18 protein-coding genes are annotated in these 19,221 nt (G+C 74.7%); 7 read left to right on the forward strand and 11 right to left on the reverse strand.

Annotated features, from left to right (window positions below; all coding sequences use genetic code 11):
- Positions 1-54: 54 nt before the first annotated feature.
- The 4 genes from KSE_RS07750 to KSE_RS07760 are packed head-to-tail and all read right to left on the reverse strand — an operon-like array spanning position 55 to position 7,189.
- The gene (locus KSE_RS07750; protein WP_014134729.1) at positions 55-4,602 is read right to left on the reverse strand and encodes a hypothetical protein; all 4,548 of its coding nucleotides are present in this window, start codon (positions 4,600-4,602) and stop codon (positions 55-57) included.
- A 45-nt stretch (positions 4,603-4,647) separates the two neighbouring features.
- Positions 4,648-5,529, reverse strand: a complete 882-nt coding sequence (locus KSE_RS07755) for a hypothetical protein (RefSeq protein ID WP_014134730.1) — start codon at positions 5,527-5,529, stop codon at positions 4,648-4,650.
- Entirely contained in the window at positions 5,526-5,648 is a 123-nt protein-coding gene (locus KSE_RS45685; RefSeq protein ID WP_255518933.1) for a hypothetical protein, read from the reverse strand. Before KSE_RS45685 ends, KSE_RS07755 begins: the two co-directional genes overlap by 4 nt.
- Positions 5,645-7,189: a hypothetical protein gene (locus tag KSE_RS07760; protein WP_014134731.1), complete on the reverse strand. Its 1,545-nt coding sequence runs from the start codon at positions 7,187-7,189 to the stop codon at positions 5,645-5,647. Before KSE_RS07760 ends, KSE_RS45685 begins: the two co-directional genes overlap by 4 nt.
- Before the next feature lie 154 nt (positions 7,190-7,343).
- Between KSE_RS07760 and KSE_RS42010 the strand changes: the two genes are divergently transcribed.
- Positions 7,344-7,943: a hypothetical protein gene (locus KSE_RS42010; RefSeq protein WP_014134732.1), complete on the forward strand. Its 600-nt coding sequence runs from the start codon at positions 7,344-7,346 to the stop codon at positions 7,941-7,943.
- Between the two features lie 25 nt (positions 7,944-7,968).
- Here the strand turns inward: KSE_RS42010 and KSE_RS42735 are convergent, their stop codons facing one another.
- From KSE_RS42735 to KSE_RS07780, 3 genes are all read right to left on the reverse strand, one after another.
- The gene (locus KSE_RS42735) at positions 7,969-8,433 is read right to left on the reverse strand and encodes a hypothetical protein (protein ID WP_157850099.1); all 465 of its coding nucleotides are present in this window, start codon (positions 8,431-8,433) and stop codon (positions 7,969-7,971) included.
- The gene (locus tag KSE_RS07775; protein WP_014134734.1) at positions 8,430-9,500 is read right to left on the reverse strand and encodes a DUF2804 domain-containing protein; all 1,071 of its coding nucleotides are present in this window, start codon (positions 9,498-9,500) and stop codon (positions 8,430-8,432) included. Before KSE_RS07775 ends, KSE_RS42735 begins: the two co-directional genes overlap by 4 nt.
- Positions 9,501-9,665: 165 nt before the next feature.
- Complete coding sequence (locus tag KSE_RS07780; RefSeq protein ID WP_197540703.1) at positions 9,666-11,141, reverse strand: MFS transporter; 1,476 nt, start codon at positions 11,139-11,141, stop codon at positions 9,666-9,668.
- A gap of 125 nt (positions 11,142-11,266) precedes the next feature.
- Between KSE_RS07780 and KSE_RS07785 the strand changes: the two genes are divergently transcribed.
- The 3 genes from KSE_RS07785 (at position 11,267) to KSE_RS07795 (ending at position 13,262) form a co-directional block, all read left to right on the forward strand.
- The gene (locus KSE_RS07785) at positions 11,267-11,728 is read left to right on the forward strand and encodes a MarR family winged helix-turn-helix transcriptional regulator (protein ID WP_014134736.1); all 462 of its coding nucleotides are present in this window, start codon (positions 11,267-11,269) and stop codon (positions 11,726-11,728) included.
- 266 nt (positions 11,729-11,994) lie between these two features.
- The gene (locus KSE_RS07790; RefSeq protein WP_033260008.1) at positions 11,995-12,771 is read left to right on the forward strand and encodes a LamB/YcsF family protein; all 777 of its coding nucleotides are present in this window, start codon (positions 11,995-11,997) and stop codon (positions 12,769-12,771) included.
- A 179-nt stretch (positions 12,772-12,950) separates the two neighbouring features.
- Complete coding sequence (locus KSE_RS07795; RefSeq protein WP_014134738.1) at positions 12,951-13,262, forward strand: hypothetical protein; 312 nt, start codon at positions 12,951-12,953, stop codon at positions 13,260-13,262.
- 30 nt (positions 13,263-13,292) lie between these two features.
- Here KSE_RS07795 and KSE_RS07800 read toward each other — a convergent pair whose 3' ends face one another.
- Positions 13,293-14,129, reverse strand: coding sequence for an EamA family transporter (locus tag KSE_RS07800; protein WP_014134739.1), 837 nt, complete (start codon positions 14,127-14,129; stop codon positions 13,293-13,295).
- A gap of 160 nt (positions 14,130-14,289) precedes the next feature.
- Here KSE_RS07800 and KSE_RS07805 point away from each other — a divergent pair, with 160 nt between their 5' ends.
- From KSE_RS07805 to KSE_RS07815, 3 genes are all read left to right on the forward strand, one after another.
- Entirely contained in the window at positions 14,290-14,898 is a 609-nt protein-coding gene (locus KSE_RS07805; RefSeq protein ID WP_014134740.1) for a GNAT family N-acetyltransferase, read from the forward strand.
- A gap of 169 nt (positions 14,899-15,067) precedes the next feature.
- Entirely contained in the window at positions 15,068-15,910 is an 843-nt protein-coding gene (locus KSE_RS07810; RefSeq protein WP_033258598.1) for an undecaprenyl-diphosphate phosphatase, read from the forward strand.
- 127 nt (positions 15,911-16,037) lie between these two features.
- Positions 16,038-16,424, forward strand: coding sequence for a VOC family protein (locus tag KSE_RS07815; protein WP_014134742.1), 387 nt, complete (start codon positions 16,038-16,040; stop codon positions 16,422-16,424).
- A gap of 121 nt (positions 16,425-16,545) precedes the next feature.
- Here the strand turns inward: KSE_RS07815 and tgmC are convergent, their stop codons facing one another.
- Genes tgmC through KSE_RS07830 form a run of 3 tightly spaced genes read right to left on the reverse strand, consistent with a single transcriptional unit; the run spans position 16,546 to position 18,883 of the window.
- The gene (gene tgmC, locus KSE_RS07820) at positions 16,546-17,688 is read right to left on the reverse strand and encodes an ATP-grasp peptide maturase system methyltransferase (protein WP_033258569.1); all 1,143 of its coding nucleotides are present in this window, start codon (positions 17,686-17,688) and stop codon (positions 16,546-16,548) included.
- Positions 17,685-18,647, reverse strand: a complete 963-nt coding sequence (tgmB, locus tag KSE_RS07825) for an ATP-grasp ribosomal peptide maturase (protein WP_014134744.1) — start codon at positions 18,645-18,647, stop codon at positions 17,685-17,687. The genes tgmC and tgmB overlap by 4 nt, the downstream gene beginning before the upstream one ends.
- Positions 18,647-18,883, reverse strand: a complete 237-nt coding sequence (locus tag KSE_RS07830) for a putative ATP-grasp-modified RiPP (protein WP_231873140.1) — start codon at positions 18,881-18,883, stop codon at positions 18,647-18,649. The genes tgmB and KSE_RS07830 overlap by 1 nt, the downstream gene beginning before the upstream one ends.
- Positions 18,884-19,221 lie beyond the last annotated feature (338 nt).

Here is a 19,221-nt window from a genome sequence, read left to right on the forward strand (position 1 = left end):
GGGCCGCGGCCCCGGACGGGACGACCGTCCGGGGCCGCGGCCTCCGCGCGTCCGCTACTCGGGCTTGCGGAACACCCGGGTCGCGGTGATCTCGCCGTGGACGGCCGGCCCGTCGGGGGCCTGCGGGGCGGGCAGGCCGGGGCGCAGGTGCTCCTCGACCGAGATGTACTTCAGGCCGGCCCGCAGGTCGGCGTCGTTGCGCAGCCGGATCACCAGCGGGAACTCGGCGAGCGCGGTGGTGTCGAACAGGCCGGTGGTGTAGATGAGTTGGACGCCGAGCGCGTCGGCGACGGCGCGCTGGAGCTCCAGCAGGTAGGTCGCGTTGGCGCGGCCGATCGGGTTGTCCAGGAACAGCGTGCCGGCGTGCCGGAGCTGGGACTGGCCGCGGTCGTTGGCGCGCAGCGCGGCCATCGTGCAGTAGAGCGCGATCGCGGCGGTGAGCAGCTGGCCGCCGGAGAAGACGTCCGACATCTGGCCGACCGAGACGCGTTCGGCGCGCAGCACGGCGTCCGGCTTGAGGATCTCGACCGAGACGCCCTTGGGGCCGATCGCGGCGGCGACGCCGCGCAGCAGCAGGGACATGCCGTCGCGGCGCAGGTCCGAGTTCTTCTTGACGGCGGCGCGGGTGGCCTCGTCGATGACCTCGCCGAGGCGTTCGACCAGGACGGCGTGGTCGGGGTCGTCGAAGCGGATCCGGAGGAACTCCTGGCCCGACCACTCGCCGAGGCCCTCGGGCAGCCGGGAGAGCCGCTGGGCGGCGCGCAGGGTGCCGAGCGAGGTCTCGACCAGGCCGCGCAGCCGGTCGACGATGGAGGAGCGGTTGCGTTCCAGCTGGGCGAGTTCGTCGGTGAGGACGCGCAGCCGGGGCGCGAACGCGGCGGCCCAGGCGGCGGCGTGGTCGGGCAGCGCGACGGCGGGCAGCTCGCGGATCTGCTGCCGGGCGGGGGTGCGGACGGCCTCGTAGCGGGCGGCGTTGGCGTGCCGGACGAGGGCGTCGGCGGCGTCCCGGACGGCGAGTTCGGCGCCGGTGAGCTCGGTGGCGGCGGCCCGCATGGCGCGCCGGGTGTCGGTGACGGCGGAGCGGGCGGCGGCGAGCGAGCCGAGGTAGGCGTCGGCTTCGGCGTCGCTCTCCTCGCCGTTGTCGCGCAGGGCGTCGCGGAGCTGTCCGGCGAGTTCCTCGAAGTCGCCGGCGGCGGCCTGCGCCTGGTCCAGCGTCCGCTGGAGGTCGCCGTGTTCGGTGCGGGCGGCCTCGACGCGTTCGCGGCGTTCGGCGAGCAGCGCGGTGGCGGTGCGGAGCAGGGCCTGGGCGTGCTCGGGGTCGGCGGGGAGCAGGTCCTCGGGGAGTTCGGTGTGCGCCTCGCCGCCCGCGGGGGCGGAGCGTTCGGCGTCGCCGCGCAGCCGGCCGACCTCCTCGGAGGCGGCGTCGGAGCGGGCCTCGATCAGGGCGACGAGTTCCTCGGCGCGGGCGGCGGCGGCCTGCCGGGCGGGGCCGTCGGCGCCGTCGGGGCTGGCGAGGAGTTCCTCGGCGCGGGCCTTGACCTTGTTGCTGAGGCGCTGGAGTTCGGCGGCGGCGGCGGTCTCGTCGCTCTCGGCGCGGGCCTGTTCGGCGCGCAGGTCGGCGCCGACGCCGACCTTCTCGTAGAGCTGGGCGGCGGCCCGGTACGCCTCGCGGAGGGCGGGCAGCGAGGCGGGGGCGGGGTGCTGCGGTTCGGCGCTGGTGTCGACAGCGGCGAGTTCGGCGCGTTCGCCGCGCAGGGTGCGGGCGGTGCGGCGGGCGTCGTCGGCGGCGCGCTGGGCGGCGCGGCGGTCCTCGTCGCAGGTGCGGGCGCGTTCGGCGCACTGGGCCTGGCGGCGTTCGCACTCGGCGGTGTCGTCGGCGAGTTCGCGCAGCCGGCGGGTCCAGTTGGCGCGTTCGCGGAGGCGGAAGGCGAGGCCGGCCAGCGCGTCGGCGCGGCGGCGGGCGCGCTGGGCGGCCTCCCGGCACTCCTCGTGGCGGGCGGCGGCGGCCTGCTGCTCGGCGTCGGCCTCGGCGTGGTCGGCGCGCAGGGTGGCGAGTTCGGCGGCGGTGGTCTCGGCCTGTCCGGCGGCCGCGGCGGCGGCCTCGGCGAGTTCGGCGAGGGTGCCGGGCGGGCAGCTGGCGTGCCAGGAGGCGAGCCGGGCGGCGAGGGCGCGGTCGCCGCCGAGCCGGGCGGCGAGTTCGCGGATGTGCTCCTCGCGGGCGGTGGCGCGGGTGCGCAGCGCGCGGCGTTCGTCGTCGGCGGCGGTCTCGTTGTGCATGGCCGGGTTCGGCGGCACCAGGAAGAAGGCGGGTTCTTCCCGGATCGGGGCGATCAGCGCGGCGGCGGTGCCGACGGCGACGGTGGAGCGGGGCAGCAGGGCGGCGGCGGCGAGCGCTTCGCGGGCCCGGTCGAGCGAGGCGGGGTCGGTGACGACGACGCCGTCGACGAGTTCGGGGCGGGCGGCGAGGATCGCGTCGTGGTCGGCGGGGTCGACGGACTGGGCGAGGTAGCGCCAGCCGGGCAGCGCCGGGATGCCCTGTTCGCCGAGGTGTTCGACGGTGGCGAGGACGTCGGGGCCGGGCGGCAGCAGGCCGCCGTCGCCGAGGGCGGCGAGGATCCGGGAGTCGTCGGCGGCGGCGGTGCGCAGGTCGAACAGGGTGCGTTCGGCGGTGGCGACGGCCTGGTCGAGCAGTTCGCGGAGGTCTTCGGCGGCGGCGTCGAGGACTCGCGGGGTGAGGAAGCCCTCGGACTCGTCGGCGCCGTCCTGGTAGGGGGTGAGAGCGAGCAGTTCGGCGAGCCGGGGTTCGGCGGCGAGCTGTTCGGCGGTGCGCTGTTCGGCGGCGAGGGCGCGGGCGGCGGCGGTGCGGGCGTCGGCGGCGCGGGCGGCGGCGAGTTCGGCGCGGGCCTCGGCGGCGGCGCTCTCGCGGGCCCGGACGGCGCTCTGCTCGGCGGCGGTGCGGGCCCGGTCGAGGGCCTCGGTGGCGGCGGTCTCGGCGTCGGCGGCGTGCAGGGCGGCGCGGGCCGGGTCGGGTTCGGCGCCGGAGTCGTCGATCCAGCCGGCGTCGACGGCGGCGGCGGTCTCCTGCTCGACCTCGGTGAGGCGCTGGCGGAGGTGTTCGGCCTCGGAGCGGGCCTTCTGGGCGGCGGTGGCGGCGGCGGTGGCCTCGGCCTGGGCGGTGGCGCCGTCCTGCTGGAGTTCGTCGGCCCGCAGCTCCTCCTGGTCGGCGCGGGTCTCGGCGCTCGCGGCGGCGGTCTCCAGGGCGCGGGCGAGGGCGCCGGCGGCGCGGTCGCGGGCGGCGAGGGCGGGGGCGGCGTCGAGTTCGGCCTCCCGGATGGCGGCGGCGACCCGGCCGGCCCGGTCGGCGGCGGCGCGGTGCCGCAGGACGGCCTCGGCGGCCTGCCAGGCGGCGGACTGGGCCCGGGCGTCGGTGAGTTCGCGGCGCAGCCGGGCGGCGTCGGCGGTGGCGGCCTCCAGGCCGAGGGTGGCGTGCCGGTAGGTCAGTTCGGAGACGATCAGCGAGTGCCGGGTGCGGTCGGTCTCGGCGGCGGTGACGGCGCTCGCGGCGGCGGCGACCTCGACGGCGAGGTCGTGGGCGCGGTCGCGTTCGACGCCGGAGCGGGCGGTGAGCGACAGGGCGAGCCGGCGGGTGCGGCGGTCGGCGGCGCGGTGGCCCTCGCGGACGGTCTCGCGGGCGGCGGTGGCGTCGACGATGCGCTGCAGCAGGTCGACCGAGCCGGCCGTGAAGTCGCGTTCGGCGGCGAGTTCGGCGCGGCGGCCGAGTTTGGCGGCGAAGCCGTGGACGAGGTCGGCGAGGCCGTCGGTGTCCCGGGTGTCGGTGACGGCGCGCAGCAGCAGGTCGGTGAAGTCGGCGTCGTTGCGGACGGCGAACAGGCCGGCCGCCTCGCCCTCGTCGGCGTTCATCTCGCGCTGGTAGCGGAAGAGTTCGGGGTCGAGGCCGAGGGCGCCGAGGTGCTCGATCCAGCGGTCGTGGATCTCCTCGAAGGTGACGTCGAGGTAGGGGTGGGCCTTGCCGGCCTCGGTGAGGGCGTCGCGGAAGCCCTTCATGGTGCGGCGGCGGCCGCGGGCCTGCTGGTCGCCGGTGAGGGCGGGGCGTTCGGCGACCGGCAGGGCGTCCAGGGTGAGGCCGGGGCCGGGGCGGAAGGAGTACCAGAGTTCGGCGAACTTCCGCGGGTCGGAGGAGACCTGGCGGCCGCGCCACTCGCTGACCTTGCCGACCACGATGAGTTCGCCGGTGACGGTGTGCTGCCACTCCAGGGCGACGTGGCCGCAGTCGTCGGCGAGCAGGAACTTGCGCAGCACGCCGGAGGAGGCGCCGCCCAGGGTGTTGCGGTGGCCGGGCAGCATCACCGAGAAGATCAGCTTGAGCAGCACGGACTTGCCGCCGCCGTTCTCCAGGAACAGCACGCCGGCCGGCGCGGGGCGGCGCTGCGGGCCCTCGGGCTCCTCGCCGAACAGGCCGATCTGCTGCGGCTGCGGCTCGGGCACCGGCTCGCCGACTCCGCGCAGGTCGAGCACCGTGTCGGCGTAGCGGGCGCCGGCCGGTCCGATCGAGTACAGGCGGACCCGGTTCAGCTCGTACATGTGCGGTGGTTCTCCTGGAGCGGTTGCGGCGGTGCCGTGGGTGGGTCAGAGGGCGTGGAACGGGAGGCCGGCGTCGGCCACCAGGTCGTCGCTCTCGTCGGGCGGGGCCAGGGTGGGGGTGCCGTCGCTGACCGGGACGACGCCCAGGTCGAGGAGTTCGGCCATCGCGGCGCCGCCGGCCAGGTCGCGGACCTGGAGCTGGTAGCGGGCGGTGGTGCGGTAGGTGCCGCCGGAGTCGTCGGAGGTCTTCTGCAGGAAGCCGGAGTCGACCAGGAAGGACACCGCCTTGGAGACGATGCCGGTGGTGGAGCCGGCCAGCCGGCGGGCGTCCTTGGTGGCGCCGGTCGCGGAGCGGCGGGCCCAGACCCGCCAGGCGGCCTCCAGGCCGGGGGCGTCGCTGGCCGGGTCGGTGTTGGTGCCCTCGGCCTCGGCGCGCTCCTCCAGCCGGCGGCACGCCTGCCGGACGAAGGCGTCCACGCCGTTGACGGTGACCCGGCCGAGGTAGCCGTCGTCGGCGAGGTCCTCGGGGCGGGGGAAGGCGAGCGCGGCGACCGCGAGGTGCGCCAGGCCGTGCAGGAAGCGGTCGGTGGACTCGGAGGCGGCGCGCCGCGAGTAGTCGCCCATCCGGACGGCGAACACCGAGTCCTCGGCGGCGGCGACGGCCATCCCGGCCCGGGCGGAGACCTCCAGCACGACCAGGCCCATGCCGGTGGCGACGGCGTCGGCGAGCCGCCCGAACGACGGGTCGTCCCGGTAGCGGCGGACCAGCTCGGCGTACTCGGCGTCGCGCGCGGGCAGCAGCTTGGCCTGGAGGCCGAAGGAGACCAGCCGGGCGGCCTCGGCGACGTCGGCCGGGCTGATCGGCGCGGGCGCGGCGGCGGCCGGTTCGCTCTCGGGCGGTGTCCACGCCTCGCTGGTGGTGGTCATCCGAGGGCTCCTTCGATCCGGGCGGTGCGAGTGGTGCGGGTCCGGCAGGCGGTACGGGTGCGGGCGGTGCGGCGGGTGCGGGCGGTGCGGCGGGTGCGGGCGGTGCGCGTACGGGTCACCCGGCCGCCCCGGTGCCCTTGGCGTCCTTGCGGTCGGCGGCCATGCCCGCGGCGTCCAGCAGGGCGCTGCCGACGATCAGGTCGGCGCCGCCGAAGCCGGGGTCGTCCAGCCGGGTGCCGTCGTCGACGGCGAACAGCAGCCGTTCCTCGCCCTGCCGGTACGCGGTGCCGACCGGCGGGCTGGCGGCGTGCACGGCCAGCAGGGTGACCAGGTAGGCGAGTTCCTCGCCGTCGCCGTCGCCGCCGGGTTCGGCGCCGCGGGCGCGGGCGTCGGCGAGCAGGCCGGAGAGCCGGCGGGGGGCGTCGGCGGGCAGGTCGAGCAGGTCGAGGGCGGCTTCCAGTTGGGCCTCGGAGAAGCGGCTGTCGTCGGGGGTGGCGACCAGGTCGGGTTCGGGGAGCTCGGCGCCGAGGTGCTCGCGTTCGACGGGCGGGGTGAGCAGCAGGTCGACCAGGTCGGCGACCCGGACCGAGACGGGGGTGCGCAGGCCGGTGGCGCGGGCGAAGAACGCGTCGGTGGGCCGGGTGGCGTCGCCGAGCGGGAGGGTGAGCACGGGGGCGAGCAGTTGGCCGTACAGGTCGACGCCGCTGCGGGCGGTGGGCGCGGCGAAGGCCTGCCGGTCCTGTTCGGCGCGGAACAGCGGGCCGGCCTCCAGCAGCCGGGTCTGCAGCTGGGTGTGCCGGCGGATGCAGTCCTTGACGATGTCGACGAGTTCGGCGGCGCGGCGCTTGTGCTCGCCGTCGACGCTCTCGTCGCGGGCCTTGCGGATGTTGGTGAGGATCGCGTTCTCGTGCCGGTACCGGTCGGCGATGTGGTCGAGCGCCTCGTCGATCAGGTCGGGGACGGTCTCCATCCAGTCGACCGCGCGGACGTTGCGCCGGGTGGCCTCCAGGGCGCGGCGCAGCGTCTCGGCGTACTGGACGGTGCGGTAGCGGGCCTGTTCGGCGGCGAGCTGGGCGTCGGCGAGGCGGCCGCGCCGGATCAGCACCTCCAGCTTGACCTCGGCGGCGATCTGGGCGCTGGTGACGTCGGTGTCGAGGGCGCCGACCAGCACGTTGACGGCCTCGTCGGTGGTCCGCAGGTAGACCCCGCCGTCCTGGCCGGGGACCTCCTCGATCAGCTTGAAGTCGTAGTCGCGCCGGGTGTAGCCGCCGTCGGCGCCGAAGGTGCCGTAGACGGCGCGGAAGCCGCGGTCGACGCTGCCGACGTTGATCAGCGACTCCAGCACCCAGCGGGCGACCCGCTCGTGCTCGGCGGCGGCCCGGCCGGGGTTCTGCGCGGCGATCCGGGGCAGCAGGCGGCTCAGCACTATGTCCCGGTCGGCGCCGGTGTCGAAGTCCATGTTGAGCGTGACCAGGTCGATGGCGGCGAGGCCGACCTCGGCCATCGTGTACGAGGCGTACTCGCCGGCCAGGTTGACCTTGCGGCTGTCCAGGTCGTGCAGCGGGGCCGTGCAGGCCAGCGCCTTGAGCCGGCGGGCGAGTCCCTCGTCGGCGGCCGGGCCGGGAGCGGGCCGGGTGGGCTGGTCTGCGATGGCGGTCACGGGGGACAAGATTAGGGCTTTCCCCTGACAGGTCCGAAAAACCCCTTTTGGGGGGCCTGTCCCGGCGTGTTGAACGCGTTCAAATTCAGGTCTAGAGTCCTTGCTGCGACACCGCGTGCCGTCTCCGGCACCCGCGCCATGAGGGGGGCTCCCCATGTCCGACACCGCCACCGTCCCGGCCGGTTCCACCACGGCCGGACCGGATTCCGCACCCGCCGCCGACACCGCGCTCGTCCGCCGCCGCATCCGGCGCTGGCTGGCCCTGTTCGTCGTCTGCCTGGCCCTCAGCGGCCTGACCGCCTTCCCCCTGCAGACCGAGACCTCGCTGCTGGCCCGGCTGGTCGACGCCACCGGCCTGGACGGCCTCTCCCCCGCCCTCGACGCCTGGGTGCACCACGTCCGCGAGGGCGTCGCCACCGGCTACGGCGACTACCCCTTCCTCGCCTACGGCACCGACTGGCTCGCCTTCGCCCACCTGGTGATCGCCGCCGCCTTCTGGGGCCCGCTGCGCGACCCGGTCCGCAACGTCTGGGTGGTCCGCTGGGCCATGCTGGCCTGCGGCGGCGTCATCCCGCTCGCCCTGATCTGCGGCCCGCTGCGCGGCATACCGCTGTTCTGGCAATTCGTCGACATGTCGTTCGGCGTCGTCGGCGTCGTCCCGCTGCTGATCGTCCACCGCATGATCCGCACCCTGGAGTGGCAGCAGGCCGTCGCCACCCACCACGACTTCGCCCGCGTCGTCCCCTGCCCCTGAACCGCCCGCCCCTGAGCCTCCGGCCCTAAGCCCTCCGGCCGGCCCGGTCGTCGGCGTGCTCCGGCCGCGCGGTGATCCGCAGGTCGCCGTCCCAGGACTCGCAGCGGACGGTGCCGGTGGGGAAGTCGAGTTCGAGGGCGGTGCGGCCGGTGCCCGGGGCGTGTTCCTGGCGGACGGCGAGGACGGGGTGGCCGAGGTGCGGGGCGAAGGGGGTCCCGTGCGGGGCGTCGCGGACGTCGAGGCGGCCCAGGTCGCCGAGGTCGACGTCGGCGTGCGGGCGGTCGTCGGCGACGATCAGGCACCAGTCGGCGCCGGTGCCGACGAAGGTGCAGCCGCCGTGGTCGTCGCGCAGCCAGACCACCACGGGCTCGGCGGCGCGCTCGCCGCCGTGGCTGTACCAGGACGCGACGACGGCGGTCAGCCGGCGGCCGACCAGGGCGGCGAGGTCGGGTCCCGGGCCGTGCAGGCGGCACATGGGCGGGGGCGTCACCAGCGCATCCGGACGTCCTCGGCCCAGCCGAGCAGGTTGTCGACCTCGACGCGCAGGCCGTCGTCGGTGCGGACGGTGCCCCGGTAGCGGCCGAAGCACTGGTCGGTGCGGTTGGCGATCAGGCCGGCCTCGGTGCGGGTGCGGCGGTCGTGGAAGGGGACGAAGGCGAGGTCGACCCGGTCGCTGCCGGGGGTGGTGATCCGCCAGGGGGCGAGCGGGGTGGCGGGGTCGTAGTGCCAGGCCAGCTCGGTGCCGATCTTGCTGAGGCGGCCGTCCACGCAGAGCGCGTTCTCGGTGCTGCCGGTGCCGGCCGTCCACTGTCCGCCGAACTGGAGGCCGACGGTGTGCCCGTCGGTGCGGCCGGAGGCGGCGCCCCAGTTCCAGCCGAGCGAGCGCGGCCAGCGGCCCCGCCCGTGGTCGAGCACGCCCCAGGCGTCGCCGTCCGCGCCGAAGTCGTACACCCGGTCGCCGAGCCGGACGGTGCCGGTGGCGGGGCGGGCGGTGTGCTTGGAGGTGTACTGGAAGCGCTCGTCGTCCCAGGGCACCACCACCGACAGGGTCTCGTGGCCGTCCGGCAGGGCGACCAGCAGGTCGGCCTCCAGCGGGCGCAGGTCGGCGGTGAGGGCGCGGGCGCGCAGCCGGGTGCCGCCGGGCTCGTGGGTGATCGAGATCCGGACCTTCCGGCGGCTCGGCCGCGCGGGGCCGCCGGCGAGGTCCCCGCCGTACGGGCCGCCGGAGCCGGCCACGCCCTCGGGGAAGGCGGTGCGGCGGCCGGGCAGACCGGGGGCGATCGCGGTGCGCTCGTGGTCCTCGAGGACGCCGTACTCGTCCCAGGAGAGGAAGTAGGCGGTGTCGAGGGTGAGGTAGTCGAGGTCGCTGACGGTCAGCGCGAGCAGGTGGGTGGGCGTGGTCACGCACCAGTACTCCCAGCGCTTGGTCCGCCCCCACCCGCGCAGGTTCGCCCGGTGCAGCGGGGTCCGCGACCAGCCGACGGCGTCGGGGTCGAGCCGCCCGTCGGGGCGGCACAGCTCGACGGGTGCGGTGATCTCTCGCTCATGGGTCGCCATCCGCGCACCCTACTGCCGTGACCTGCGCGAAAGCCATGGCCCGGCGCGGCCGGGCACGGCGACGACGCGACGACGCGGGGGCGCGGGGGCCCGGCACGGCGACGACGCGGGGGCGCGGCCGGCTGCTTCGCGGTCGCGCCCCCGGTGACGGCTACTGCTCTGCTGCTACTGCGCGGTCGCGCCCTCGGTGACGCCGCCCCGCGGGGCCGCGTCCTTCGGGCCGGCCTGGCCGCCGACGCCCCCGGCGCCGCCGCCGGTGACCGCGCGGCGGACGCCGGGGATGGCCAGGGTGACCAGGGCGGCGGCGACGGCCGCGCCCGCGCCGATCAGGAAGGCGGTGCGGAACCCGCTCTCCGAGGGCAGCGGGTGGCCGCCGAAGTCGGTGGTCATGTGGGCCAGCACCACGCCGATGACGGCGGAGGAGCTGGAGGTGCCGATGGAGCGCATCAGGGTGTTGAGGCCGTTGGCGGCGGCGGTCTCGGAGACCGGGACGGCGCCCATGATCAGGGCGGGCATCGCCGCGTAGGCGAACGCGATGCCGCCGCTGATCAGGCAGGAGAAGACCAGCACGCCCCAGGCGTGGCCCATCAGGCCGAGCGCGGCGAGGTAGCCGCCGGTGATGACGACGGCGCCGACCAGCAGCGAGACCTTGGGGCCCTTGGCCCTGGAGAGCTTGGCGGAGATCGGCGAGAGCAGCATCATGACCAGGCCGGCGGGGGCCATCCAGAGGCCCGCCTGGACCATCGACTGCCCGAGGCCGTAGCCGGTCGCGGTGGGCAGCTGGAGCAGCTGCGGGGCGACCAGGCTCATCGCGTACATCGCGAAGCCGATCACCACGGAGGCCAGGTTGGTCATCAGCACCTGGCGGCGGGCGCTGGTGCGCAGGTCGACCAGCGGCTGTTCGGTGCGCAGCTCCCACCAGCCCCAGACCGGGAGGATCACCAGGGCGGCGGCGAGCATGCCCAGGGTGGTGCCGGAGCCCCAGCCCCAGTCGCTGCCCTTGGAGATGGCGAGCAGCAGGGCGACCAGGCCGGCGGTGAGGCCGATCGCGCCGACCACGTCGAAGCGGCCGCCGGAGCGGACCGGCGACTCGGGGACGAGCAGGAACACGGCGACGGCGATCGCCAGGCCGAGCGCGGCGGAGATCCAGAACAGCGCGTGCCAGCTGGCGTTCTGGGCGATGAGGGCGGACAGCGGCAGGCCGAACGCGCCGCCGATGCCGAGCGAGGAGCTCATCAGCGCCATCGAGGAGCCGAGCTTCTGCGGCGGGAGTTCGTCGCGCATGATGCTGATGCCGAGCGGGATGACGCCGGCGCCGACGCCCTGGAGCGCGCGGCCGATCACCATCGGGGCGAGCGAGCTGCCGAACGCGCAGATCAGCGAGCCGATGACGAGCATGGTGAGGCTGACGAGCAGGATCCGGCGCTTGCCGTACATGTCGCCGAGCCGGCCGAGCACCGGGGTGGCCACGGCGCCGGCCAGCAGGGTGGCGGTGATCGCCCAGGACGCGTTGGCGGCCGAGGTGTGCAGCAGGGACGGCAGTTTGGGGATCAGCGGGACGACCAGGGTCTGCATCAGCGAGACCACGATGCCCGCGCCGGCGAGCACTCCGACGACGGGGCCGGTGCGTGCCTGACTCATGGGGTACTTCCATCTCTTCGCTCTGACTACATATGCATGATGCATACAATGTGTACCATACATATGGCAGCCCTGCGGGTTATGCTGCCGAAAAGTGACACCAGGGACGGAGGAGCCGGAAGAGCATGCGGCGCGACGAGGAACTCGCTCTGATCGAACGGGAAATGATGCTGCTCGCCCGGCACCAGGTGCTCGCCACCGCCCGCACCAACGGGGGCCCCGACGCCCTGGAGCGCAGCGCCTACACCCTGCTCAGCCGGATCGAGACCGAGGGCCCGCTGACCATCGGCCAACTCGCCGAGGCGTTCGGACTGGACACCTCCACCGTCAACCGGCAGACCGCCGCGATGCTCCGGGCCGGCCTGGTCGACCGCATCCCCGACCCGGACGGCGGGGTCGCCCGCAAGCTGCGGATCACCGACGAGGGCCTGCGCCGCCTGCACCAGGACCGCGACTGGTCGATCCAGGGCCTGGCCCGGGTCGTCGACGGCTGGACGTCCGCCGACCTGGCCGAGTTCGCCGAGGTGCTGGAACGCTTCAACCGCGACATCGAACGGATCCAGGGCCGCCCCTGGCCGCGCGCCTGACCACCGCCGGACCGGGAGCCCCGCCCGTCCGCGCCTTCGCCGCCCACTCCTGACCAGCCGTCAACACCCCGCGCCCGCCGCCTCCCCGGCGGGCGTTGCGCCGAGCGGGTGGCCGTCGCGCGGCCCGTCCGCGACCCCCCGGGTAAAACCTGGCGCCGGGACGGCGACCACCACCACCGGCGAAACAGTCAGGCCCTACGATCACCCCCAGGAACGGACCTCGCGGCCGGATCGGCCCGCGCGCGGAAGGGCGGACGAGGAGAACAGTGGCCGACACGGTGATCGACCTCAATGCGGACCTGGGCGAGGGCTTCGGACGCTGGAGCCTGACCGACGACGAGGCCCTGCTCTCCGTGGTCACCAGCGCCAACGTCGCCTGCGGCTTCCACGCGGGCGACCCGTCCACGATGCGCCGGGTCTGCTCGCTGGCCGCCGAGCGCGGGGTTCGGATCGGCGCCCAGGTCTCCTACCGCGACCTCGCCGGCTTCGGCCGCCGCGCCATGGACGTCCCGCCGGACGAGCTGGCCGACGAGATCGCCTACCAGATCGGCGCGCTCCAGGTGTTCGCCCGCGCGGCCGGCTCCCGGGTCTCCTACGTCAAGCCGCACGGCGCCCTCTACAACCGGGTGGTGCACGACAACGAACAGGCGGAGGCGGTGGTTTCGGGCGTGCTGCGGGCCGGCGCGATCTGCGACGGCCCGCTGCCGCTGCTCGGCCTGCCCGGCTCCCGGCTGCTGGCGGTGGCCGAGGGCGTCGGACTGCCGGTGGTCACCGAGGCGTTCGCCGACCGCGCCTACACCTGGGCCGGCACCCTCGTCCCGCGCCGCGACCCGGAGGCCGTCGTGCACGACCCCGAGCAGGTGATCGCCCGCGCCGTCGGCATCGCCCGCGACGCCACCGTCACCGCGGTCGGCGGCGAGCCCGTCAGCGTCCAGGCCCGCTCGCTCTGCGTCCACGGCGACACCCCCGGCGCCGCCCAACTCGCCTGGCGGGTACGGGGCGCGCTCGCCTCCGCGGGCGTCCGCGTCGAGGCTTTCAGCTGACCTCCGCCCCACCCGGAGAATTCCCCGGATTCCCCTCCCCCCGCCCGCCCCGGAAGGCCCCTCCCCGCCCCTTCCCGCCCCGCACCGAGCGCTTCCGCCGGCTCACCTGCGCCGACTTCGTCGCCCACCTCGGCGGCGACCCCGCCGAGACCCTCACCGTCCGCGCCACCGACGAACGGATGGGCGGCACCCTCGACCTCGCCCTCTCCTGGACCGGCCACGGCGGCCTGCACGGCTACGCCAACAGCCGCCCCACCAGCGAGGGCACCCACCTCCAGGGCCTCCACGACGCCCTGCGCGCCGTCCTCGGCCGCACCGCCCCGCCAGCCGCCCTGACCGCCGTCGTCTCGGTCAAGCTCGACGTCCCCGAGTTCGGCGGCGCCACCCGCCGCCACCTCGACAACGCCCCCGCCCGCGCCTGCGTCGCCGACGCCGTCCGCCCCGCCCTGGAGGCATGGCTCGCCGAACACCCGCAGCCCGCCGCCGAGTAGGCCGGGGACCTCGCCGGGCCGGGCGGGGGCTCAGGCCAACGCCAGCAGGCCGACGGCGAACGCGGCGGTGGCGAGGCCGGCGAGTTGGCCGCGGTGGACACGCTCGGCGAGGACGGCGCGGGCCAGCAGGACGGTGCCGGCGGGGTAGAGCGCGGTGATCACGGCGACCACGGCGAGGTCGCCGCCGCGGGCGGCCAGCAGGAACAGCACGCCCGCGCCCGAGTCGAGCACCCCGGCGGCGGCCGCCAGGCCGTACGCGGGGCGTTCGGGGCCGAGGCGGCGGCGCAGCAGGACGGCGGCGGCCAGGGTGAGCAGCGAGGTGACCGCGCGGCCGACGATCAGCGGGGCGACGCCGCTGCCGGCGGGGGCCTGGTGCAGGCAGACCAGCTGGACGGCGATCGCGGTGCCCGCGCCGAGCGCCGGCAGCAGGGCCCGGCGGGTGACCCGGGCCTGCCCGTCGGCCGTCCCCGCGCTGACCAGGACCACCGCGACCAGCGCCAACGGCAGGCCCACCAGTCCTGCGGCGCCGAGCCGTTCGCCCTGCAGCAGGCCGACGGTGACCGGCAGCATCGCCGAGACCAGCGCGGTGACGGGCGACAGCACGTTCATCGGGCCGATCGCCAGCGTCCGGTAGAGCAGCGCGAACGCCGCCGCCGACGCCGCCCCGGCGGCGGCGCCCCAGCCGACCGCCCCGGCCTCGAACCGGGCGCCGAGCAGCGGCCAGAGCAGCAGTTCGAGGGCCAGGCTGGCGGGCGCGGCGATCAGGACGGTGCGCAGCACGTGCGCGCGGCGGGCGCCGAGGCCGCCGAGGAAGTCGGCGCAGCCGTAGGCGAGTGAGCTGCCGAGCGCGAGCAGCAGGGCGATCATGACGCTTCCCCCGGGGTCGAATGGAACGGACAGTTCAGCACAGTGAACTTTCCAGGACAACACAGTGACCCGCTCCTCCATTCCGCCCCTCGAAGCACCTCGAAGCACCCCCGGCGGAAAGCACTTGCCCCGCCCCCGCCCCCGGTGCTCTGCTCGCCACATGCCCCCGTCCCGACCGCACCCGCCGCGCCTGCGCACCGCCCGCCTCGTCCTGCGCCGCCTCACCCCCGCCGACCTGCCGGCCGTCACCGCGCTCTGCGGCGACCCGGAGGTGATGCGGTACCTCGACGACGGCCGCCCCGTCCCGCCCGCCCGGGTCGCGGACGAGCTGCTGCCGGGCCTGCTGCGCGAGTACGCCGAACTGCCGGACGGGCTGGGCTGCTGGGCGGTGGAGGCGGCCGGGCGCTTCCTGGGCTGGGCGGCGCTCCGCCCGCCGTCCTCGGTCGGACTCGTCGAGCGGCCGGACCCGGCGGACCTGGAGCTGGGCTACCGCCTGCTGCCCGCCACCCGGGGCCGGGGGTACGCCACCGAGGCGGCGGCGGGGCTGGTCCGGGCGGCGTTCGCGGAGCGGGCGGCCGGGCGGGTGGTGGCCACCACGATGGCGGTGAACGCGCCTTCCCGCCGGGTCCTGGAGCGGGCCGGCCTGCGCCACGTCCGGTCGTTCCTCGTCGACTGGCCGGACCCGATCCCGGGCAGCGAGCACGGCGACGTGGTCTACGCGCTGACCCGCGCCGAGTGGGCGGCCGAACCCTCCACCCCGGTCCGATAAGTCGGATTCGTCATCCGGTATCCCTTTGCGATCTTCGGGACACCCGGACCCCTTATCATCTGGGCTCACCGGACAGCACCCCGAGCCGCCGGACCGCCACCGCCCCACGAGCGAACAGGACAACCGCCATGCTGAGCCTCCGAGAGATATCCGCGGCGGGTGTCCGGTGATCGAGTGGTTCCACGCGGCCGTGCTCGGCCTGGTGCAGGGCCTGACCGAGTTCCTGCCGGTCTCCTCCAGCGCCCACCTGCGGGTGTTCTCCGCCCTGGTCGGCTGGGACGACCCGGGCGCGGCGTTCACCGCGGTGACCCAGCTGGGCACCGAGTCGGCGGTGCTGATCTACTTCCGCAAGGACATCGGCGCGATCGTCAAGGCGTGGACGCTCTCGCTGTTCCGCGCCGAGTGGCGGCGCGACCAGAACGCGAAGCTCGGCTGGTACGTGATCCTCGGCACGCTGCCGATCGGCATCCTCGGCAAGCTGTTCCAGGACACCATCGAGACCACCCTGCGCGACCTGCGCCTGATCGGCACCACGCTGATCGTCTTCGGCGTGATCCTGGCGATCGCCGACCGCTCCCGCGCCGTCCGCAACGCCCGCGGCATCGAGTCGCTGAACTTCAGGCACGCCCTGATCTACGGCGGCGCCCAGTCGCTCGCCCTGATCCCGGGCGTCTCCCGCTCCGGCGGCACGATCAGCGCCGGCCTCTTCCTCGGCTACAGCCGGGAAGCCGCCGCCCGCTACTCCTTCCTGCTCGCCATCCCCGCCGTGCTGGCCTCCGGCGGCCTGGAACTGCTCAAGATCGGCGAGGGCCCGGCACCCGCCTGGGGACCGACCATCCTGGCCACCCTGATCGCCTTCGCGGTCGGCTACGCCGCCATCGCCTGGTTCCTGAAGTACATCTCGCACAACAGCTTCACGCCGTTCGTGATCTACCGGATCCTGCTCGGCATCACCATCATCGCCCTCGTCACCACCGGCGTCCTGGCACCGGACGCGGGCGCCGCACACTGACCCCCCCGCCCCACCGCCGCCCACGGGGACGGGCCGCCGGATCCCCCGGCCGCCCGTCCCCGCCGCCGTTCCGGCACACCCCCACGCTGATTGCCACTCGATCCGACGTCCGATTGAATCCCGTGCCATGGCGCTCACGTGGAAACCGGTCGTGGACACCCGGGACGCCGCCGCCCTCGCCGAGTTCCGGGCTGCCGCCCTCCCGGCCGCCGCGGTGCTCGAACGCGACGGCCGCAAGCTGTTCCGCGGCTACTCGGCCGTCCACCACCCCGAGGACCCGTACGCCCCGGTGAGCGGCATCGGCCAGGGCCGCCGGATCCTGCTCCAGGACGTCCCGGAGCCGAAGCAGGGCAAGAACCGGCTGCACATCGACATCCACTCCGGCGGCGAACTCGAAGCCGTGGTCGCCCGGCTGGAGAAGCTCGGCGCCACCCGGATCGAGGAGCAGGACCAGGGCCCGGCCGGCCATTGGTGGATCCTCCACGACCCCGACACACCTGACTACCGGTTCTGAGCGTACCGGTACGACCAGCACCAACGACACAGCCCCGCCCGGCACTTGGCCGAACGGGGCGTTTTGCTGTCTGACCACCCGCCAGAGCGGTGCACGGTGTTGGCCCACAGGCCCGCGTGCGTCAGATCGGCAGGTCCCACCCGGGGCCGTCCTCGGCGCCGAGCCAGACGCGCTGTCCGGCGGCCGAGACAGTGATCCCGAACCGTTCCTGGTGAGGCTCGTTGGCGGTCTGCCACTGCTGCACCGCTCGTTCCACCCGGTCCCAGAGGCGCACGGGACCGCGTTGGACGACGGTCCACCCACCGTCAGTGTTGGGGGTGGTCCGAGCCTGCGAACCGGTGGAGACGTCCCAGAGGATCTGTTCCGCCCCCGCCCCCATGCGTTCGGCGGAGGGGGCCGCGAGTTGCGCGATCCAACCGCCGGTCCAGTCGTCGAGCTTGGCGGGGTCGATCTGGCTCGGACGCTCCTCTCCGGGCAGCAGGGCCAGCGTCGGGCGGGGCGGCCGGTCGTGCGGCCGGGCGATCATGAAACTGGTGTACCCGGGGAGGAACCGGCCGGTGGCCTCTCCGGGGCCGGTCACGTCGAGCAGTGCGAGAGCGTTGGCGTAGCTCCACCCGGAGAGGGTGGCCAGGATCTTCCCGCCGGGCTTCACCTGGTGCAGCCACGGCAGCGGGACGTAACGGACCGAACAGGTGGCGATCAGCCGGTCGTACGGGCCGCCCTGTGGGTCGCCGCGCAGCCCGTCACCGATGATCAGCCGGGGCGCGAACCCGGCCGCCTTGAGCGCCGTGGCAGCGGCCCCGCCGACCACCGGGTCGTACTCGATGCTGGTCAGGTTGGCGTCCCCTAGGCGGTGCGCACCGAGGGCAGTCGAGTACCCGGTTCCGGTGCCAATCTCCAGCACCCGGTGACCGGCCTCCGCGCCGAGTTGCCGCCACATCCGCAGCACCAGGGAGGGCAGGGTGGACGACGACGACGGGGAGCCGGTCACGGCGTCCTCGGTCACGTCGTCGGGCCTGATCCGGCCGTCCAGTTGGGTGATCAGCGTCTCATCGGAGTAGACACCCTCCAGCCACCCGGGATCACCCTCCCGGACAGGCCGGTATCTCGTGGGGACACTGCCCGCCACCGGCAGGAAGTAGGACCCCGTGAACAGCTCGCGGGGAACCGTGGTGGCCGCGCTGCGCCACTCGGGTTCGGTGAGGGTGCCGTCCTCGGCGAGGCTGTCCGCCAAGGCGCTGCGAAGCTGAGCCGATGTGCTCACGTCTCGGGGCCTTTCTCCAGCTGGTCGGTTAAAGCTTGTGCGATGGCGGCGGTGGTCTGCGCCGGCTGCCATGCCCATTGGCCGTTCGGGTTGCACTCAAGGAAGTACCAGTCACCCGCAGGGGTCACAGCGAAGTCGAACGCGCCGTAGTGCAAACGGAGTTCGGCGAGATAGGCCGCAACCGCACGCGCGACCGACGCGGGTACCTCGATCGGTGTGCACGTCATCAGGTCTTGACGGTAGCGCCAGTCGAGATCGGGGCTGTCGATCTGCACCCCGAACAGTCGGCTGCCCACGGCGGTCACCCGCACGTCGAACGCCTTGTCCACCTTGGCTTGGAACATGTGGGGGCAGACGGACACGGCGTCGGTGATCTCGGCCGCGCGCACCTCCCGGACCCACACACTGTGCGGCTGATTCTCCACGCGGTAGGGCGAGTTCCACACGGGCTTGTAGACCACTCCGCCGGACTGCTGAGCGGCGAACGTCCGCGCTTCGTGCGGGTCGTCGGTGATCACCGTGCTGGGCACCAGGAACCCGCAGCGCTGCGCGGTCGAGAGCTGCGCAGGCTTGAACTCGGCGGCCCGGTTGTTCCACGGGTGATTGACGTAGTGCGCGCCCGGCAGTGACGCCAAGATGCCGCCTGCTCCCCACCGGGCCTGTTCTGCGGCGAACCGGCGGTCCTGGCCGGTCAACCCCGGCGGCCCCTCGTAGGGCGAGGGCCTGCGCACCCACACGGAGCGAATCCGCGTGGTGTCGATCTCCCGGCTCGCCGTGCGCAGGGTGCCCCGCTGGTCGCCCGTGCGGTACGTGGCGGTCAGCGAGGCACCCGCGTGCAGGTCGATGCCGGGGTCGAGACGGACCACGGGAACCCGGCGCTCGGCAAGGAGCCGCAGCACCACGTCCGCAGTCACGTCGTAGGGGTTGGTCAGCACCAGTACCGACCTGCTGTCACGCATCAGCCGGAACTCTGGTCCTGGTCGTACGACTCGGTGCTGTCGGAGTCGGTCGCGCCACCCGGCCCGGCCCCGTCACCCGGGGTGGTCGTGGTGGGCGTCAAACCGCTCGTGCTGGTGCCGTGGCTGCCCAGCTCGACCGTCCGGCCGTGCTCGTCCACGATCACCGCGATCTGGGTTTCGGGGTCGATCACGGGCGTGTACTGCGGAACCGTGGTGGTGGCCGCGTACGGCCCCATTCGCTGAGTGCCCCACGGTGCGGGCGCCTGCGTCATCTGTGCTGTACCTCCGTTTCCTGCGAACGTCGAAAGTTCAACACCTCGGCCATGAAACCGAGTTGCCTATCCCACCCCGGCCGATTCGCCGTGTCCAGAGCCGAACCGGGCGGGGTGGTCGTGCCCCGCCCGGGGCATGGGGGTTGAAGTGCCCGGAGCGGGAGTCGGGCCCGCCCTGGCGGAAGGGGTGATTCCCGACCGCCCGCCAGGACGGGAGTTCAAGGGCGCGGCTACGCGCGGGTGCTGCGGATCGGCACGGGCGAGCCGGCACGTGTCCACCCGAGGGGGAACAGCACCGGTTC

Origin of the sequence: Kitasatospora setae KM-6054, from assembly GCF_000269985.1 — a bacterium.
In the GTDB taxonomy this organism is placed as follows: Bacteria; Actinomycetota; Actinomycetes; order Streptomycetales; family Streptomycetaceae; genus Kitasatospora; species Kitasatospora setae.

Excerpts from the sequence above, each read along its gene's own strand:
- KSE_RS07750 (WP_014134729.1), bottom strand. The coding sequence starts at position 4,602 with ATGTACGAGCTGAACCGGGTCCGCCTGTACTCGATCGGACCGGCCGGC.
- KSE_RS07755 (WP_014134730.1), bottom strand. The coding sequence starts at position 5,529 with ATGACCACCACCAGCGAGGCGTGGACACCGCCCGAGAGCGAACCGGCC.
- KSE_RS42010 (WP_014134732.1), top strand. The coding sequence starts at position 7,344 with ATGTCCGACACCGCCACCGTCCCGGCCGGTTCCACCACGGCCGGACCG.
- KSE_RS07775 (WP_014134734.1), bottom strand. The coding sequence starts at position 9,500 with ATGGCGACCCATGAGCGAGAGATCACCGCACCCGTCGAGCTGTGCCGC.
- KSE_RS07780 (WP_197540703.1), bottom strand. The coding sequence starts at position 11,141 with ATGAGTCAGGCACGCACCGGCCCCGTCGTCGGAGTGCTCGCCGGCGCG.
- KSE_RS07785 (WP_014134736.1), top strand. The coding sequence starts at position 11,267 with ATGCGGCGCGACGAGGAACTCGCTCTGATCGAACGGGAAATGATGCTG.
- KSE_RS07795 (WP_014134738.1), top strand. The coding sequence starts at position 12,951 with ATGGGCGGCACCCTCGACCTCGCCCTCTCCTGGACCGGCCACGGCGGC.
- KSE_RS07800 (WP_014134739.1), bottom strand. The coding sequence starts at position 14,129 with ATGATCGCCCTGCTGCTCGCGCTCGGCAGCTCACTCGCCTACGGCTGC.
- KSE_RS07805 (WP_014134740.1), top strand. The coding sequence starts at position 14,290 with ATGCCCCCGTCCCGACCGCACCCGCCGCGCCTGCGCACCGCCCGCCTC.
- KSE_RS07815 (WP_014134742.1), top strand. The coding sequence starts at position 16,038 with ATGGCGCTCACGTGGAAACCGGTCGTGGACACCCGGGACGCCGCCGCC.
- tgmB (WP_014134744.1), bottom strand. The coding sequence starts at position 18,647 with ATGCGTGACAGCAGGTCGGTACTGGTGCTGACCAACCCCTACGACGTG.
- KSE_RS07830 (WP_231873140.1), bottom strand. The coding sequence starts at position 18,883 with ATGGGGCCGTACGCGGCCACCACCACGGTTCCGCAGTACACGCCCGTG.